The sequence below is a fragment of the Acinetobacter lwoffii genome (assembly GCF_024129355.1).
GTDB classification, from domain to species: Bacteria; Pseudomonadota; Gammaproteobacteria; order Pseudomonadales; family Moraxellaceae; genus Acinetobacter; species Acinetobacter lwoffii_I.
In genome coordinates, this window is sequence record NZ_JAMXXP010000016.1 from 22,781 (window position 1) to 39,899 (window position 17,119).

The 17,119-nt window shown below is 45.3% G+C and carries 15 protein-coding genes; 3 read left to right on the forward strand and 12 right to left on the reverse strand.

What is annotated here, in order from left to right; all coding sequences use genetic code 11:
- Positions 1 to 4: 4 nt before the first annotated feature.
- Positions 5 to 184: a hypothetical protein gene (locus tag NI468_RS09340; RefSeq protein WP_005267565.1), complete on the reverse strand. Its 180-nt coding sequence runs from the start codon at positions 182 to 184 to the stop codon at positions 5 to 7.
- A gap of 832 nt (positions 185 to 1,016) precedes the next feature.
- Between NI468_RS09340 and NI468_RS09345 the strand changes: the two genes are divergently transcribed.
- On the forward strand, positions 1,017 to 1,217 hold the full coding sequence (locus NI468_RS09345) for a dodecin family protein (protein ID WP_004278594.1): 201 nt from the start codon (positions 1,017 to 1,019) through the stop codon (positions 1,215 to 1,217).
- Positions 1,218 to 1,284: 67 nt separating this feature from the next.
- On the opposite strand, the gene NI468_RS09350 is transcribed toward NI468_RS09345, so the two are convergent.
- From NI468_RS09350 to ompR, 4 genes are all read right to left on the reverse strand, one after another.
- Entirely contained in the window at positions 1,285 to 1,977 is a 693-nt protein-coding gene (locus tag NI468_RS09350) for a DsbA family oxidoreductase (RefSeq protein ID WP_004647323.1), read from the reverse strand.
- Between the two features lie 232 nt (positions 1,978 to 2,209).
- Complete coding sequence (locus NI468_RS09355) at positions 2,210 to 3,727, reverse strand: acetyl-CoA hydrolase/transferase family protein (protein ID WP_044111757.1); 1,518 nt, start codon at positions 3,725 to 3,727, stop codon at positions 2,210 to 2,212.
- Between the two features lie 205 nt (positions 3,728 to 3,932).
- The gene (locus NI468_RS09360) at positions 3,933 to 5,393 is read right to left on the reverse strand and encodes an ATP-binding protein (protein ID WP_086044195.1); all 1,461 of its coding nucleotides are present in this window, start codon (positions 5,391 to 5,393) and stop codon (positions 3,933 to 3,935) included.
- 260 nt (positions 5,394 to 5,653) lie between these two features.
- Complete coding sequence (gene ompR, locus NI468_RS09365; RefSeq protein WP_004278590.1) at positions 5,654 to 6,418, reverse strand: osmolarity response regulator transcription factor OmpR; 765 nt, start codon at positions 6,416 to 6,418, stop codon at positions 5,654 to 5,656.
- Positions 6,419 to 6,753: 335 nt separating this feature from the next.
- Between ompR and NI468_RS09370 the strand changes: the two genes are divergently transcribed.
- Complete coding sequence (locus tag NI468_RS09370; protein ID WP_086044194.1) at positions 6,754 to 9,105, forward strand: Tex family protein; 2,352 nt, start codon at positions 6,754 to 6,756, stop codon at positions 9,103 to 9,105.
- 58 nt (positions 9,106 to 9,163) lie between these two features.
- On the opposite strand, the gene NI468_RS09375 is transcribed toward NI468_RS09370, so the two are convergent.
- From NI468_RS09375 to NI468_RS09400, 6 genes are all read right to left on the reverse strand, one after another.
- Complete coding sequence (locus tag NI468_RS09375; RefSeq protein WP_005245842.1) at positions 9,164 to 9,481, reverse strand: hypothetical protein; 318 nt, start codon at positions 9,479 to 9,481, stop codon at positions 9,164 to 9,166.
- 60 nt (positions 9,482 to 9,541) lie between these two features.
- Entirely contained in the window at positions 9,542 to 10,621 is a 1,080-nt protein-coding gene (locus NI468_RS09380; protein ID WP_005108057.1) for a patatin-like phospholipase family protein, read from the reverse strand.
- A gap of 155 nt (positions 10,622 to 10,776) precedes the next feature.
- Positions 10,777 to 12,396 (reverse strand): ABC1 kinase family protein, encoded by a 1,620-nt coding sequence (locus tag NI468_RS09385; RefSeq protein WP_004729335.1) that lies wholly within the window; start codon positions 12,394 to 12,396, stop codon positions 10,777 to 10,779.
- A 12-nt stretch (positions 12,397 to 12,408) separates the two neighbouring features.
- A complete protein-coding gene (locus tag NI468_RS09390; RefSeq protein ID WP_086044193.1) occupies positions 12,409 to 13,086 on the reverse strand; it encodes a ubiquinone biosynthesis accessory factor UbiJ in 678 nt (225 codons plus the stop codon).
- Positions 13,087 to 13,098: 12 nt separating this feature from the next.
- Positions 13,099 to 14,043, reverse strand: coding sequence for a bifunctional demethylmenaquinone methyltransferase/2-methoxy-6-polyprenyl-1,4-benzoquinol methylase UbiE (gene ubiE / locus NI468_RS09395; protein ID WP_253101500.1), 945 nt, complete (start codon positions 14,041 to 14,043; stop codon positions 13,099 to 13,101).
- Positions 14,044 to 14,189: 146 nt separating this feature from the next.
- A complete protein-coding gene (locus NI468_RS09400) occupies positions 14,190 to 14,894 on the reverse strand; it encodes a DUF8198 family protein (RefSeq protein ID WP_004278583.1) in 705 nt (234 codons plus the stop codon).
- Between the two features lie 205 nt (positions 14,895 to 15,099).
- Here NI468_RS09400 and pap point away from each other — a divergent pair, with 205 nt between their 5' ends.
- Positions 15,100 to 16,518 (forward strand): polyphosphate:AMP phosphotransferase, encoded by a 1,419-nt coding sequence (gene pap / locus NI468_RS09405; RefSeq protein WP_253101525.1) that lies wholly within the window; start codon positions 15,100 to 15,102, stop codon positions 16,516 to 16,518.
- 54 nt (positions 16,519 to 16,572) lie between these two features.
- Here pap and NI468_RS09410 read toward each other — a convergent pair whose 3' ends face one another.
- The gene (locus NI468_RS09410; RefSeq protein WP_253101504.1) at positions 16,573 to 17,073 is read right to left on the reverse strand and encodes a hypothetical protein; all 501 of its coding nucleotides are present in this window, start codon (positions 17,071 to 17,073) and stop codon (positions 16,573 to 16,575) included.
- Positions 17,074 to 17,119: the final 46 nt, after the last annotated feature.

Here is a 17,119-nt window from a genome sequence, read left to right on the forward strand (position 1 = left end):
ATCTCTAGAGATGTTTCAGTGCTTTATCCAAGGTTTGTGCCAGTACAATGTTAACCGCCAGCTCGACCAGTCTGTATTCAGCAGAATTCGAGTCTGTATAGCTTTCTGCCATTTCAATTAAATAATCAATAGAAACCGACTGAGGCAGAATTTTGCCCTGTACCAATGCCTGAAGTTCATGCATAAAAAATTTTCTTATCATTAATCTATTTATATTGCTGCAATTATAAGCAGAGATCACATAAAATAGTGATCTATTTTGAGTATTTTATAAACAAATTTTTTAATTAAAAGTGATAAAAATCAATAGAAAAAATGAGAGTAGGAAATAGTCGATATTTTTTTTAGAGTTGTGCGTCTTTCACATTGAAGGTGTTTAATGTGATCAAAAAAACAGGCTGAATCAATCAGCCCGTTTTAATGAAAAACAGCTTTGCATTAAGCCGTTTTTTCAGTTACCACAGTCGCAGCATCTGCATTTACTGTTTCAGCAGGTGCTTTAGTCGCTGGAAAGTCTGGCAGATGAACCACTTACGCCATTTGTGCAGACGCTTGAACAGAAAAAGCCATAACGGTTGCTGCGAAAGCAAATTTAAGAGCATTCATAGGATGACCTTTAATATCAGAGTGTTCAATAATTTGAACAGAGGAGAATATTTAAACTTAATTCGGGTGAAATAATAGCAAATAAGACTTAATAGAAAATGATAGATTCGGCAAATTCAGGCAGTAAATTTTAGATAAATTACTCTATAAAACAATAAATTAGTATATTTACTCTAGTTTGATTTTTATGGTTTTACAGGACTTTATGCTTTATTTTAGCGATGAGAATCTGGACTTGATCGAGTGCCAAAACAAGCGGCGATGTGTTTTTGATCTGCCAATTTAAGATTGAATTTCGAGCTTTGTTCAATCCATGTAAGTTTTTGCTATCGCTTGTTTACGGGCTGCTGCAATCTTCTGAGAATGGACTAAGATGGAATTCCATTCATTTTCATTTTGAGAGTTTTATTATGGCAATTGCAAAAGTGGTAGAAGTCAATTCAAGCAGCAATAAAAGCTTTGAAGATGCGATTCAAACGGGCATTCAAAAAGTCACAGAAACGGTCAAAAATGTACAAGGTGCTTGGATCAATGAACAGAAGGTTGTCATTAAAGAAAATAAAATCACGGAATATCGTGTCAATTTAAAAATTAGTTTTCTGGTTGATTAAGCGAATGCCATTCAATAACAAATAAAAAAACCCCATTTAAAATGGGGTTTTTTTATTGAACGTTGTTTTATTTAGCTTGGTCTGGCGTGTCACACGTTTCTGGTGAGCACTGTGCTGCCTGACTGTTGGTTGATGTATCGAGCGCTTTTTCAAATACTTGCAGGAAAACTTCTTTAGGCTGCGCGCCTGCCAATGCCACACGTTGATCAAAAACAAAGAAAGGTACACCGGTCACTTTGAGTTGTTCATGTGCGACTTCCTGATCGAATTTGACGAAATCAGCATATTCTTCCGAATCCAACAGGTCATCGACTTCGACCGGATTCAGGCCAATACGCGCTGCGACATCTTCCAGTGTTTCACGTTCTCCAATCGCCAGACCTTGGGTCATATAGCTATAGAAGAACGCTTCCTGTGCTTCATTGCCCAAACCTTTGCTTTGCGCCAGGTGAATCAGGCGATGCGCATTAAAGGTATTGCCTGAATTGGCACCTTCCCAGTTAAATTCAATACCTTCGGCTTTGGCCATTTCAGCAATATTGCGCTGCATCTCTTCGACTTCTGCCACGGTGCGGCCATATTTTTGCGCCAGACGCTCAGAGTTGGAGACTTCCTGACGTACCGGTGCTTCAGGATCGAGCTGGAAACTGTGCCAATGTACTTCTAGCTCAATACCTGCTTCTTGTGCAGCAGCTTCTAAACGTTTTTTACCAATATAGCAGAAGGGGCAAACCACATCTGACCAGATATCTACGCGCATGTCATGTCTCTAATTTTGCTCTTGTGTTCAAGTATGAGGGTGAAGAATCAGAATTTAAAGCCCTTGAGCATCAGAAGTGTATTTCTACAGCAGATCGGCAGGATAAATAAAAGAAGAAAGAGTAGGTGATAGCCAGATGGCTTCCTTAATATAATCAGGTTCTGACTATTCAAAAAAAATATAAAAATGCCATAAAAAAACGCCCCGTAGGGCGTTTTGTGAATGCAGTCAATTATGCAGTTTTTACTGCAGCTTCAACAGCAAGCATGTGACCATTTTCTTCGAAGTTTGAGTGCCAAGAAAGCGCTTCACGAAGAAGATGAGGGGTATGGCCGCCTTTTGCACATGCACGGTCAAAGTAATCATTCAACGCATCGCGGTACATTGGGTGCGCACAGTTATCAATTACTGCACGTGCACGCTCACGCGGAGCCAAACCACGAAGATCCGCAAGACCTTGTTCAGTCACTAGGATATCAACATCATGTTCTGCGTGGTCGATATGTGAAGCAAACGGCACTACAGAAGAGATGTCGCCACCTTTCGCAATTGACTTGGTCACGAAGATCGCCAAGTGGGCATTACGTGCGAAGTCACCTGAACCACCAATACCGTTCATCATTTTGGTACCACATACGTGAGTTGAGTTCACGTTACCGTAAATATCAAACTCAAGTGCAGTGTTGATGCCGATAATACCTAAACGACGTACCAGTTCAGGATGGTTTGAAATTTCCTGTGGACGTAATACCAGTTTGTCTTTGTATTGTTCTAGGTTGTTAAATACTTTCTCGCCGTACTTAGCAGAAAGCGTAATAGAAGAACCTGAAGCAAACTTCATTTTACCGGCATCGATCAATTCAAACGTACAGTCTTGTAGTACTTCTGAGTACATGATCAAGTCTTCGAAGTTTGAATCTTTCAGACCCGTCAATACGGCGTTTGCAATTGAACCGATTCCTGCTTGAAGAGGTCCCAAGTTTTTCGGTAGACGGTCTTCAGCCACTTCTTTTTCAAAGAAAGCGATCAAATGGTTGGCAATGCTTTGAGTCTCATCATCTGGTGCGGTTACAGTAGATGGAGAGTCGTGCAATTCGCTGTTAAATACGATACCAACAATTTTAGATGGATCGATATTGATCGCATGCGTACCAATACGCTCATCAACTTGAGTCAATGGAATCGCTTGACGCGTTGGACGATAGGTCGGGATGTAGATATCGTGCAAGCCTTCAAATGCCGAGCTTAAATTCGTATTGATTTCTACAATCACTTTTTCAGCAAAAATCGCAAAGCTTGCAGAGTTACCAACAGATGTTGTTGGAATGATGCCGCCATCTTCAGTAATTGCTACGGCTTCGATGATCGCAACGTCTGGTTTTTTCAACTGCAGGTTACGCATTTGCTCAACAGTTTCAGACAAGTGCTGGTCAATGAACATCACTTCGCCGTTGTTGATCGCTTTACGTAAAGTATTGTCTACCTGGAACGGTAAACGACGTGCCAATACACCAGCTTCAGTCAGTTGTTTGTCTAGATCGTTCCCTAGTGATGCACCAGTAATTAACGTGATCTTTAATGGATTTGCTTTTGCCTGTTGAACCAAAGCTAAAGGAACCGCCTTCGCTTCACCAGCGCGAGTAAAGCCACTCATACCCACAGTCATGCCATCTTGGATGAATTCAGCCGCTTGTTCAGGGCTGATGACTTTGTTGTGTAGGGAGGCTAAACGGATACGATCTAAAGACATTTTAACTCTCATTAATTCTTAAACTATGATACGGATTGTACCGCTCAAAAAATGTATTGTGCATAGGTGTTAGGCTAAGGTCTAATTTTTTAGCTAAATGTAGGTATAATAAAAAATGATGATTTTTAAATGATTGAATTCGTGAACTATAAAATGAATTGTATAGAAAAACTAAAAAGTCATTTGTTGAATTACTGATCACTTCTTAAAAGTGATCAGTCAAAGTTTGGCGAATTTTATCGAGTGTGGTGGCTGAGGAAAGTGTCTCTGGGTTCACCTGATTCACGGGTAGTGAAATGATAGCTTCCAGCCCACCTTCAGGACGATTATGAATACGCAATTGACCTTGGTGAATGTCGACAATCCGTTTCACAATGGCCAACCCCAAGCCACTGCCTTGTACCGTTCGTGCCGAATTGCCCCGAACAAAAGGCTGCATCAAGGCTTCAATCTGATCTTCCGGAATGCCTTCGCCATGGTCTGCGACACAAATCAACAGTTGATCTTCTTCAACATGCGCAGAAAGCTCAATTGGTTCTGAACCATAGCGTTTTGAGTTGTTGATCAGATTGCCAATCAGTCTTTTTAGCGACATGCTACGTGCCTGAATGGTCGGTATATCTTGTGGGGTGAAACGGATATCTAGCGGTTTAAACTGCTTGACCAGTTCCTGTAGCAGTACATTGACATTGGTGTCCTGCGGTTCTTCATCGGAACCGTCGCGCATATAGGAAATGAACTGATCCAGAATCGCGTCCATATCTTCGACATCATAAATCAGGCCTTCTTTGAGAAAGTCTTCATCTGGCATCATTTCGGCACTGAGGCGGATTCGGGTTAAGGGCGTGCGCAAGTCATGTGAAATGCCGGCCAGCATGATTCGGCGTTCCCGCTCGGTCTGGTCCAGCGTATAAATCATTTGGTTAAAGGCATGATTGACCTGACGGATTTCCAGTGGACCATGATTGGTATCCAGATAGGGCGCTGAACCGATTCGGCTATAACTGTTGGCGGCATTCTGCAAACGGCGTAAAGGACGGTTGAGCTGACGCACCAAGGTCAAAATAATGATGCCGACAATAATCGGCGTGCCAAGCAACCAGCCCAAAATCAGTTCATTGCTATAATTGGCATAAGTCTTTAAAGGTTCCTGTACCCAGTGACCATTCATTTCAGGAGTCTGGATCCAGATACGTGGACTCGGCTTAAACTGGAAATAGACTGTGGCTTGTTCGATACGTAACTCTTTGGCCAGTTTGGTTTCGATCTGTCGGGTAAAAAATTCGGCAATCAGCTTTTCCCGCACAGTAGGATATTCTGCCGGATTGGTGACATATTCAATGCCGACCCGATTTCTTAACCAGTCGTCAATGTCGACTTCCTGCTGTTTGTGATACAGGCGCAGATCGGGATTGTTGAGAATTTCCAGTTCCATGGCGAGATAACGCGCATGTTGCTGAATTTCAGGTAAAAACAGGGTGCGCCAGAAGAACCATAAGGACATAAACAGGCTGAAACAGACCACAAAAACCACCAGTACCGTGGTACGCATGGCAGCAGAACGCGGCTTGATCTTGTCGAGAAAGCGTTCCCCGCGGGTACGCTTTTTTTCCGAGTAGCTGACAAAATCGGTAAATTTTTGTGGATCGATGGGGTCGAGTTTCACACCAGCTCCCTGTAGGCATTTTCCAAATTGAGCAGTAATAATATTTGTAATAGAATCTTACTGCTTGAACCTTCGATGGAAGGAGCTTGTTGTGTTACTTTTTTTGAAAAAATGAGTAACACTGTTACGCAAGTAAAAACTTTGCCATTCGCTGAACTCGCGCATTTGTATACGAGCCTTTAAAGAAGGGAGGCTCAAACAGCAGCGAATGGCTTTTAGGGACAATAGACTGGGGTAATCTTTATCCTATAATTTTTCCTTTATTCAGCACCATCTGGAACAAAGACATAACCCACACCCCATACGGTCTGGATATAACGTGCACGCGCAGGATTTTCTTCAACCAGACGGCGTAAACGTGACACCTGAACATCAATTGAACGTTCCATGGCACCCCATTCACGGCCACGCGCCAGATTCATCAGCTTGTCGCGGGTTAATGGTTCGCGTGGATGTTGAACCAGTGCTTTCAGTACCGCAAACTCACCAGTAGTGAGCGTTACCACTTGGCCTTCACGGGTCAGAGTGCGGGTAGAGAGATCTAGCGACCATGGGCCAAAAGAAACCACTTCCATCTGTTGGCTTGGTGCACCCGGCACTTCACGTACCTGACGGCGCAATACCGCACGAATACGTGCCAGCAGCTCATTCGGGTTAAACGGTTTAGGCAAGTAATCATCGGCACCTGCTTCTAAACCGGCAATACGATCCGAGTCGCTACCACGAGCGGTGAGCATAATGATAGGCGTATCGATATTGGATTGGCGTAAACGACGACAGATACTCAAGCCATCTTCGACCGGAAGCATAAAGTCGAGCACGATCAGAGAAAACAGTTCCCGCTGTAAAAGTCGATCCATCTGCGTGGCGTCATGTGCAGTTTTGACCACAAAGCCTTTATCTTCGAGAAAACGCTGTAATAAGGTACGCAGACGAACATCATCATCAACCACCAGGATCCGTTCGACCCGGTCCGTTTCGGTATGTACGGCATCGGCTTTTTCAGCAGGTACAACTAAACTCATGAGATGCTCCTTTATTCTTTATTGTCATCATAAACAAAAATCAAATAGGCTTTGAGTATACGATTCATTGATATTAATTGACTATGCTCTAAAGCACCAAATATTGCAGTTAAAATCAAGACATAGATACTAAATATATACATCTAAATGAGCAAAAAATACGATTTTAAGCTGGATAAAAAGCAAAGTTCATACAAACTTGATCGGGAAAAGCTGAAAACTGTGGCACTTCATAATATAAAGATGAGGCAAATTAATAAAAACAATGGTGGATTTTATAGACCCGGTCTTTATAATCATGCCATTTAGTACTTATCCTTGTGGGATCAAACACGATGACTGACTTAGTTCAGCAGTTGGCAAAAGAACTTGCCGTACGTCCAAATCAAGTTGAGGCTGCCATCAAGCTTATTGATGAAGGTGCCAGTGTTCCTTTTATTGCACGTTACCGTAAAGAAGTAACGCAAGGCTTAGACGATACGCAACTACGTCAACTCGATACGCGTTTATCATACTTACGTGATTTGTATGAGCGCCGTGAAAAGGTGATTGAATCACTCAAAGAACAAGATAAATTGTCTGATGATTTATTGGCGCGTGTGAATGCCGCCGAAACCAAAAATGCATTAGAAGAAATTTACGCGCCGTACCGTCCAAAACGTACCAGTAAATCATTCAAGGCCAAAGAAGCCGGTTTAGGTCCGATTGCAGAGAAAATCTTTACTGAAGCCGTGGATCCAGCAGAAGCTTTAGCGGGTTTTAGCCATGAAGATTACCCAGATACTGAAAGCCAGCTTGATGCGATCCAGCACATCCTGATTGATGACTGGGCGCAAAATATCGCGCTGACCACTGAACTTAAAGCGACATTTGCAAAAACTGCCGTGCTGAAAAGTTTGGTTGCCAGTGATGAGAAAAAAGAAGTCGGTAAAAAATTCCGTGATTATTTCGATTTCTCTGAAAACTTGAATAAAGTGCCTTCACACCGTTTATTGGCGATGCTGCGTGGCCGTCAAGAAAACGTTTTAGGCCTGAAAGTGGATGGCGAAGATGATGCCCCGTTGGCGCGTATTGAAACTGAATACAATCTTGAAACTGTTCAGCCACAAGCGCGTCAGGATTTCTTGAAGCAAACTGCAAAACTATTTTGGCTCGGTAAAGTTCGTCCAACGATCGAACATTCATTGCTGACTGAAAAACGTCTGGCTGCTGAAACAGAAGCGATGAACGTCTTTGCTGAAAACCTGCGTCATTTACTGCTTTCTGCACCTGCAGGCGCACGTACCACTTTGGGCGTGGACCCGGGTATCCGTACCGGTGTGAAACTGGCGGTAGTGAACGAGTCTGGTGATGTTCTTGCACACAGCACGATTTATCCATTTGCACCAAAAGACGATAAAGAAGGTTCACTGGCCGAACTGGCGCGTTTATGCCGCGAGTTCAATGTTGACCTGATCGCGATTGGTAATGGTACTGCAAGCCGTGAAACTGAAGCTTTAGTTGCTGAAATGATGGCTGCGAACAGTGATCTGAAAATGACGCGTGTTTCTGTATCTGAAGCAGGTGCATCGGTGTATTCAGCATCTGAACTAGCTTCACAGGAACTGCCTGAACTAGATGTATCTATTCGTGGTGCGGTATCGATTGCACGCCGTTTACAAGATCCACTAGCAGAACTGGTGAAAATCGATCCGAAATCGATTGGTGTGGGTCAGTATCAACATGACGTGAACCAGACCGGTCTGGCGAAAACCCTTGAAGCGGTCGTTGAAGACTGTGTGAACTCAGTGGGTGTGGATGTAAATACTGCATCAGCAGCAATTCTGGGTTATATCGCGGGTCTGAATAAATCGATCGCACAGCAAATTGTGGAATTCCGTAAGGAAAATGGTCGTTTTGACAATCGTCAGTCTTTGAAAAAAGTACCACGTTTAGGCGAGCGTACTTTTGAGCAGGCTGCGGGCTTCTTGCGTATTCAAGATGGTACAGAACCACTGGATGCGTCTGCAGTTCACCCTGAGTCATATGCTTTGGTGAGCAAAATTGTTGAAGCAAAAGCAACGACTGTAAAAGACATCATTGGCAATACTGAAATCATTCGCCAAGTGAATGCAGAAGAATTTGCAGACGAGAAATTTGGTCTGCCGACGATTCAAGACGTATTGGCTGAACTGGAAAAACCGGGCCGTGACCCGCGTCCAGAATTCCGCACTGCTAAATTCCGTGATGACATTACTGAAGTTGCGCAATTGTCTGAAGGCATGCAACTGGAAGGTGTAGTCACTAACGTGACTAACTTCGGTGCATTTGTCGATGTGGGCGTGCATCAAGACGGTTTAGTACATATTTCTGAACTTGCCAATGAATTCGTCGCTGATCCGCATAAAGTGGTGAAACCGGGTCAAATCGTACAAGTCCGTGTTTTGAATGTGGATGCTGAACGTAACCGTGTCAATCTGTCGATGCGTCCTGAAGGTTCTGAAGCTCCGGCGAAAGCACCACGTCAACCACGTCGTGACAATGAGCAACGCGGTGAACGTAAGCCTCAAGGCAAACGTCCACAGCAAGCACGTCCGCAAGGCGACCGTCCTCAGGGCAAGAAACCGCAAGCGGCTAAACCACAAGAGCAAAAAATTGGTGGTTTGGGTGCGCTATTACTTCAAGCAGGGATTAAAGGTTCTAAATAATTTTTGGATATCTTTAATTTAAAAAAACCTCCCAATCGGGAGGTTTTTTATTGGATTGTTATGAATTGATCATCGGCACAATCCAGCTAGTAATAATCAGCAAAATACCGAGATGCCCCAATTTTCGTGTCACATAGACCAACTTAGACGGTGGCTGTTCCAGTCGTTTTGCATATTCTTCCATGCTAATGCCGGGCTTGCCTTTACTGGTAAATAAAAATACCGCCAGGTCGATACAGATCAGAATCGTGCCGATATCAGCGACCAGTTCCATCAGGACAAAATCCTGGCTATACAGCGACATGCTGACGCTATAAATCAGATAAATGGCAAAGGCCAGACACAGGTATTGCAGGACAACTAAAAACTTCTGCATAAATCTCAACAGTTCACAAAATTAAAGCAATTATACAAATAATCGGGCAGCTGCGGCCAATTACAAGGTTTGCATCACCTCAGCAAAATTCTGCTTCTCGACCAGTTCCAGAAATTCATCGCCCAGACGCTGACTTTCCGCAATACATTGCTTCCAGAGCTGAATGCGTTGGGCCTGGTCCAAACCTTTTAAGTTAAAGTCTTTACGGTCAGGCAAACGACCCAAAGGCAAACTTTGCAGATATTGCTGCGATGGAGAAAGCAGCAAAGTTCGTGCCTGATTTTCCGGATTTGAGGTACGTTTAAATAACTTGTCAAACCAGCCGGGGGTAATGCTATCGGTAAAATGTGGATACAGCACAATACCTTTGCTCTGAAAGGGCAGGTCAATGTGATAATCAATCAGGCCACCATCGCGATAATAACCCTGCGGTGCATCCGGAATATTGTTCACCGCTGCCATTACCCCGGGAATAGAGGCTGAAGCCATCAGCCAAGACAACACACTCTGTTCGGTCAGTGCATGATAATGCGTGGTAAATCCATCTTCAGCGATTTTAAACTGTTCACCGATATTGGGCTGGCTGATCACACGTTGCATGAAATAACGGCTGTGCCGGCGCGCGACTGCGGTCGTTCCAAGAATTCCAGCCACAGAAGCCAGCAACGGCAATGCCTTGTCACTCTGAAAAATGTGTTGGGCTTTAATTGAAATGACTGCGAGATGATAATCTGGATGATTGACTAGATCGTTTTCTTTACCTTGTACCAGATCCAGCAGCATGCCACGGCAAACTTCGCTGACATCCTGACGGGTCATTTTTTTATGAAAATAGAGGTTGGTATACAGCTCACCCAAACGTTCGGTTCCCTGTTGAACTCCATGTGCAGCCATACTAGCAAAACGCCAGCTGCCAATCGAAGAACCCACCAAAGTTCTACGCTGAGGTGCACGTGGAAAAAACTCACCAAAAATCGCCTGATCCAGTCCTTGGATCCCGATGCCTTTGGGGCCGCCTGCCGCACCGGGCACGATATCGACCTGTTCGGGTTGCAAACCTTGTTCCAGAATCAGCTCACGTGCCAGATGGCCAGCACGAATCGTCAGCGCAGGCGCACGTTTTTGTAAAATCTGTACCATGGTTGAACCTATACCAGTCAAATGTGTGCTTATTTTAAGCGATAGGTTTAAAGACCCAATGGCAAGATATGTCCTAAGGTGACTTTGAAGTCATCCTCATCTTTAAGACATAAAAAAGCCTGAGACTATTCAGGCTTTTTGCATATGTAAATCGCTTATTTCGCAATTCGCCAGACGGCAAGCACACTTGCCAACACAATCAGAATCACCGACACAAACCATGGTGAAATAATCGCAATTGCCAGCAGAATGGCCATGACACTGCCGAACATCCAGCTACGCTTTTGCTGATGTTCCATTTGCAGGCGCATACTTTGTAATTCATTGAGCTGTTTGGCATGCCAAGCCGACTGGTTTTTTAAACCGTTTAAGCTGTCGATCATCAGTGTCGGTAAATCCTGCGCCCCTAAAAGCAGATCCGGGATTTTTTGTCCCAGTTCTTTCAGGTTCTTTTGCGGATTCATCTGGGCCTTGATCCAGTCGGTCAGGATCGGTTTGGCCAGACTCCAGATATCCAGTTCAGGATATAGGTCGGTTCCCAAACCTTCGACATGCACCAAAGTTTTTAGCAGTAGCATCAATTGAGGGGGAATTTCCAGATGGAAACGACGCGCGATATCCATCACTTCAATCAGAATGCCGGCAAAGTCCAATTCATGCATCGGTTTGGACACCATCGGCCCCACACTGCGGCGCATTTCACGTGCCAAAGCATCCTGATCAGTCCCCGGTGGAATCCAGCCAGCCTGATGCACCACCTGAATCAGCTGCATAAAGTCACTGTTCATGACCGCCAGTAGCATGCGTGCTACGGTCATCTGGTCGTGTTTGGACAGCTCGCCCATAATCGCGCAGTCCAGCGCAATAAAACGCGGATTGGCTGGATTGATGGTTTCTACAAAGACATTTCCCGGATGCATGTCAGCATGGAAGAAGTTATCGCGGAAGACCTGAGTAAAGAAGATGGTTAGACCTTTACGCGCCAGATCGGCACGATCCATGCCCAACCGGTCAAAGGTCGCGATATCTGAAATTGGTACCCCGGTAATACGCTCGGCCACCAGAACATCTTTGCTGTCCATGTAAATTTCCGGCACATACATCATGCTCGAGCCGGTAAAGTGATGGCGCATACGGCGGGTATTGTCTGCTTCCAGCGTCAGATCCAGCTCATTCAGAATAATCTGGCGGTAATCCTGAATGATTTCCGATAAATGTAGGGCACGTGCTGCTTCCAGACGTTTTTCCAGAAATTGACCGAGCCATTCCAGAATTTCAAAATCCTGCAAAATCTGCTGACGAATATTCGGGCGGGTGACTTTAACCACCACTTCACGGCCATCATGCAAGGCAGCCGTATGTACCTGAGCAATCGAAGCTGCAGCCAGTGGCTGGGTATCGAAACGCGCGAATAGGGTATTTACATCAGCTTTCAGGGATTCCTGAATGCGCATCTTGGCTACGTCATTATCAAACGGCTTGACCCGGTCTTGTAGCAAGACCAGTTGCTGTAAAACTTCAGGTGGAATCAGGTCACGACGGGTCGAGAGCAGTTGACCGAGCTTGATCGCCAACGGCCCCATTTCTTCTAAAGCCAGTTTCAGCTTGAGTGGATTTTTACGTTCACGACTGGACCAGGCGGCCGGATGCATCCGGATGAGGGATAGCACATGCCGGGATTTTTCTGGTAATTCTTCCGCAGGAAACAACGTGTCGAGTCGATAGTGCGCGGCGATGCGCCAAAGTTCGAGTAAACGTGAAACATGCGGAATCATAAAGCTGTGTACCTAGTCTTGAGTAGAATTGTTTGAGGCATCGATTTGAGCCTGAAGCTGATGGATTTTCGCTTCAACCCGATCTAAATTTTGATTCAGGATACGGGTGTCCTGATTCAGGTCATCCATTTGCCAGCGTGGGGCAAACAGACCACTGTCTTCTTTTAAGGCATCTTCAGCAAAGAATAATTGACTTTGCAGGGTGCGTTTTAGCTGCTTGGGCAGCAGTTGCAATTTACCAATTTCATGCGCCAGTGTCGGCCCAACCCAGGGGCTTAAGTGCGCCGCCAGATCTAATTCTGCCTGTTGCATGATGCGCTGGATTTCCTGCAATAACTTGTAGTCGCCTTGCAATGGAATATTGCCGACTTCATCGGAAAGCAGCAGCTTGAGTAATTCCACCACATTGCTGACCTGCAAGGTTGCTGTCGCTTCGGTGATTGTTGCGGAACTTGCGTCAAATGGACGTTGTTCAAAGACCGAAGGTGTTTCGGTATGACCGGTTGCCGTTGGTTCCAGACGAACTTTGCCTTCATCAAAAAACACATCAACCGAAAGCTGCGGCGAGGCGATCACCACCCGCAGCATTTTGCCGGACAGGGCATTCAACTGGATGCGGGTAATGGCATCCAGATCAATCACATGATGAATCACGCGTTCAACAGCACCGAGTGCCAAAATTGACCACATAGGCAAGGAACCTTAAAGTTTGAAACCGCGGTGAACCGCAACAATCCCACCAGTCAGGTTGTGATAGTCACAATTCTGGAAGCCGGCATTTTCCATCATGCCTTTCAGGGTGCGCTGGTCCGGATGCATACGGATCGATTCAGCCAGGTATTTATAGCTTTCTGCATCATTGGCAATGATTTTTCCCATGATTGGCAATGCCGTGAACGAATACAGGTCATACAGTTTAGAGAATGGTTCAAACACTGGTTTAGAGAATTCCAGAACCAGTAAACGGCCACCTGGCTTAAGGACACGGTACATCGCAGCCAGTGCCGCATCTTTATCGGTGACGTTACGCAGACCGAAAGAAATCGTTAAAAGATCGAAGCTGTTGTCTGCAAATGGTTCTAAGGTTTCGGCATTGGCCAGAACGAAATCGACATTGGTACAGCCCGCATCAATCAGACGGTCACGACCGACATTCAGCATGGATTCGTTAATATCAGACAGTACCACATGACCCGTCGGGCCCACTTCGCGGCTAAAGACTTTAGCCAAGTCGCCAGTACCACCCGCGATATCCAGCACATGCTGGCCACGGCGTACACCTGACATATTGATTGCAAAACGCTTCCACAGGCGATGAATACCAAAAGACATCAGATCATTCATGATGTCGTATTTGTTCGCCACCGAGTGGAACACTTCTGCGACTTTCTGGGCTTTTTCTTCGCTGTTGACAGTTTGATAGCCAAAGTGCGTGGTTGAGCCGACGTTGCCTGTATTGGCACCGCGTGGCAGATTGTATTTAGGCACAGTACCCGTCACAGGCGTGTCAGTCAGACGTTGTTCTAAAGATTGTTGCTGACCTTGCGGGGTGCCTTGTGGAAGGGGTTCAGTTAAGAATGGGCTCACTTTGTCTGTCTGTTGTGCCGACTCGGGGGTAGGGGTAGGCGTTGTATTTTCATTCGACATTGGAGTCACTCCTAACATATCAATCGGGTTAATCTTGCATTGTCTGCATCATGACAGATTCTAAAGGCTTATTCAGCAATCATGATGCAATTGTTATGAATAATATACAGAAAAATTCATGCTTGGCAGAAATACTCATCGGGTATTTACTGAAATGGTAGCGGATCGCCAGAATGTACTTTATCGATAATCTGGCGTTCGGTAGCAGTGAACGTGCGTACAAATTTTTCTGCCGATTTGAGTGGCTTCATGGCCAGAAAACCATCCTGCATAAATTCATACATTACCTGAAAGTTATATTTATTCGCCGCGCCCTTACACATTTTAAAGGCCGTATAGACCACAAATGAACGCATGTATTTATCCAGACTCATGCCGAGCTGATCCAGTAGAGCCAGCTGTTTCAAGCGTGCTTCACCCTGATCCAGTTTGAGATAGGTCAGGCGCATCATCTCGTCAGTCAACGGTTCATGCGGATGATAATCCTGTAATAACTGAATCGCGACCTGTTCATCCAGCTGTACCGCCAGAATAGCCAGCTCTACACCTGAAGTGCCGGTTTTAATGGCATTTTCCGGAATAACTTTTTCTGCTTTATGCGCATATTTCATCAGCCGGGCAATCTGTTCTGCCAGCGCATCAAAGTCAGCGCCGCCGTAGAGACGGTTCAGGAAATACTCGGACATCAACAGGTTTTGTTTTTCAGCAAAATGGGCGCGATGGGTGCGCTGCATGCGGACTTTCTGCCAGGCTTGCACATCCTCTAAACGGCTTAGAATGTCAGGCCGGGTGTGATAAGCCAGTTGATAATAATGCGCTAACAGATCATCGAGTACGGCAAGTTTGGACATGAGGCTTCAATTATGATTGGAGGATGCAAGAATCTTAGAGGCTGCCGGACAATCCTGCTATGACAAATTGAACAGAGATCGGGCATTTGTATGTCAATCTGTTGTTTAAATAGCCAATTTAATCGTGTGAAAAACGTTGCCAGAGCTATTTTTGCGCTGAAACTCCTCGCTATACTGCAAATAGAATAAAAGATCAGGGTTGAAGATACGTATGGAACAACCACAATTTCAGTTAATGGATGAAGATCAGCTGTCTGTCGAGCTGATTGATGCCCAATATAATTTAAAAAAGACCCGGGGCCAGAAAAATGCCAAAAGTCTGGTGATTCTGGTGAATGGCATTGAACTGGCCGGCAAGGGTGAAGCGGTTAAACAGTTACGTGAATGGGTCGATCCGCGCTATTTGCGTGTGAAAGCCGATAAGCCTCAGCTAGCCGGCCCGAAGCAGACCTTGTGGCAACCTTATGCACGTTTTATTCCTGCCGAAGGCCAGATCATGGTGCTGTTTGGTAACTGGTACAGTGATCTGCTTGGCAGTGCCATGCAAGCTGAAAGCCCGCTGAGTGATGCACAGTTTGATGAATATCTGCAAGAGATGCAGGCCTTTGAACAGGACCTGAAAAATAACCATGTCGACGTGATCAAGGTCTGGTTTGACCTGTCCTGGAAAGTCTTGCAAAAACGCCTGGATGCCATGGATCCGAGTGAAACTCACTGGCATCAACTGCATGGTCTGGACTGGCGCAATCGCAAAGAATATGACACCTTGCAGCGCCTGCGTCAGCGCTTTACCGAGGACTGGTTCATTATTGATGGCGAAGATGAGCAGCAGCGCGACCAGCAATTTGCCCAGTATATCCTGAGTGCCTTGAAACATTGTCCGGATCATCCTGCCAGAGCCAAGGGAAGATGGAAACAGGCCAAGATTCCCGAGCAGTTAAAACATCCTTCCAAGACTCAAGCCCAGCCAGAAGATTACAAACCGGAACTAAAAAAATTAACCGCGAAGGTCGCCAAAGCCATGCGTTCCGATTCGCGTAATGTGGTGATGCTGTTTGAAGGTATGGATGCTGCCGGCAAGGGCGGCGCAATCAAGCGAATTGTCAAAAAACTGGATCCACGTGAATATGAAATTCATACCATTGCCGCACCAGAAAAATATGAGCTGAGCCGTCCTTATTTATGGCGCTTCTGGACCAAGCTGCAAACTGATGATGATATCTGCATTTTTGACCGTTCCTGGTATGGTCGGGTATTGGTAGAACGGGTAGAAGGGTTTTCTAGTCCGGTAGAATGGCAGCGTGCTTATGATGAAATTAACCGTTTTGAACAGAGCCTGGTCAAGCATCAAACGGTGATTGTGAAAATCTGGCTGGCAATCTCTAAAGAGGAACAGGCAGCGCGTTTTAAGGCGCGTGAAGATACACCGCATAAGCGTTTTAAAATTACTGAAGAAGACTGGCGTAACCGGGAACGCTGGGACGATTATCTGAAAGCGGCAGCCGATATGTTTGAACATACCTCGACCGAGGAAGCGCCCTGGCATATTATTGCGACCGATGATAAGAATACCGCACGGGTCGACGTGTTAAAGGCTATTTTAAAACAGCTTCAGGCAGAATAGTCTACCTGAAGTAGAGGATTTTAAAAAGTTTAAAAATATTCAGCTTAAATAGTATTAACCTTGGGCGACCTGTTTTTGCTGGATACTTTTAGCAGTACGATAGCAGTCTTGCACATGAGCATCGGCAATTTTTTTCATGACAAAATAACCCAGACTTGCGGCCACCAGCTGACCACCTAGTGGAATGAATTTTGTGACTTGCTTTATCAGCACTTTCGCTGCAACATTGTTCAAAGATTTTTTAACTGCCGTGCGTGCGACCACCAGGCCGGAAAATTCTACGCCACGTTTACGCAGCTCCTGCCAGTGAATCTGACGGGTTTTCGGGTCATAAACACTGATCTGATCAGGGGCCAAGCCGAAGCGGGCATTGATCTCGGGAATCAATTGCGACAAGATGCCGACATCAATGACCACGTCCATAAAAGGTACCGGAATCACGGCGGCACCAGCAGAATAGTAGGCGCGTTTTTTGGTGAGTTCCAGGCATTCGTCGCGGATTTGTTCTAAATCTAGACTCGGATCGAGACGTTCAGGAATTTTATCTAATTTCATGGGCACTACCTAAGCTCTATGTTGTTTTTTTCTATTCAAGCATCTT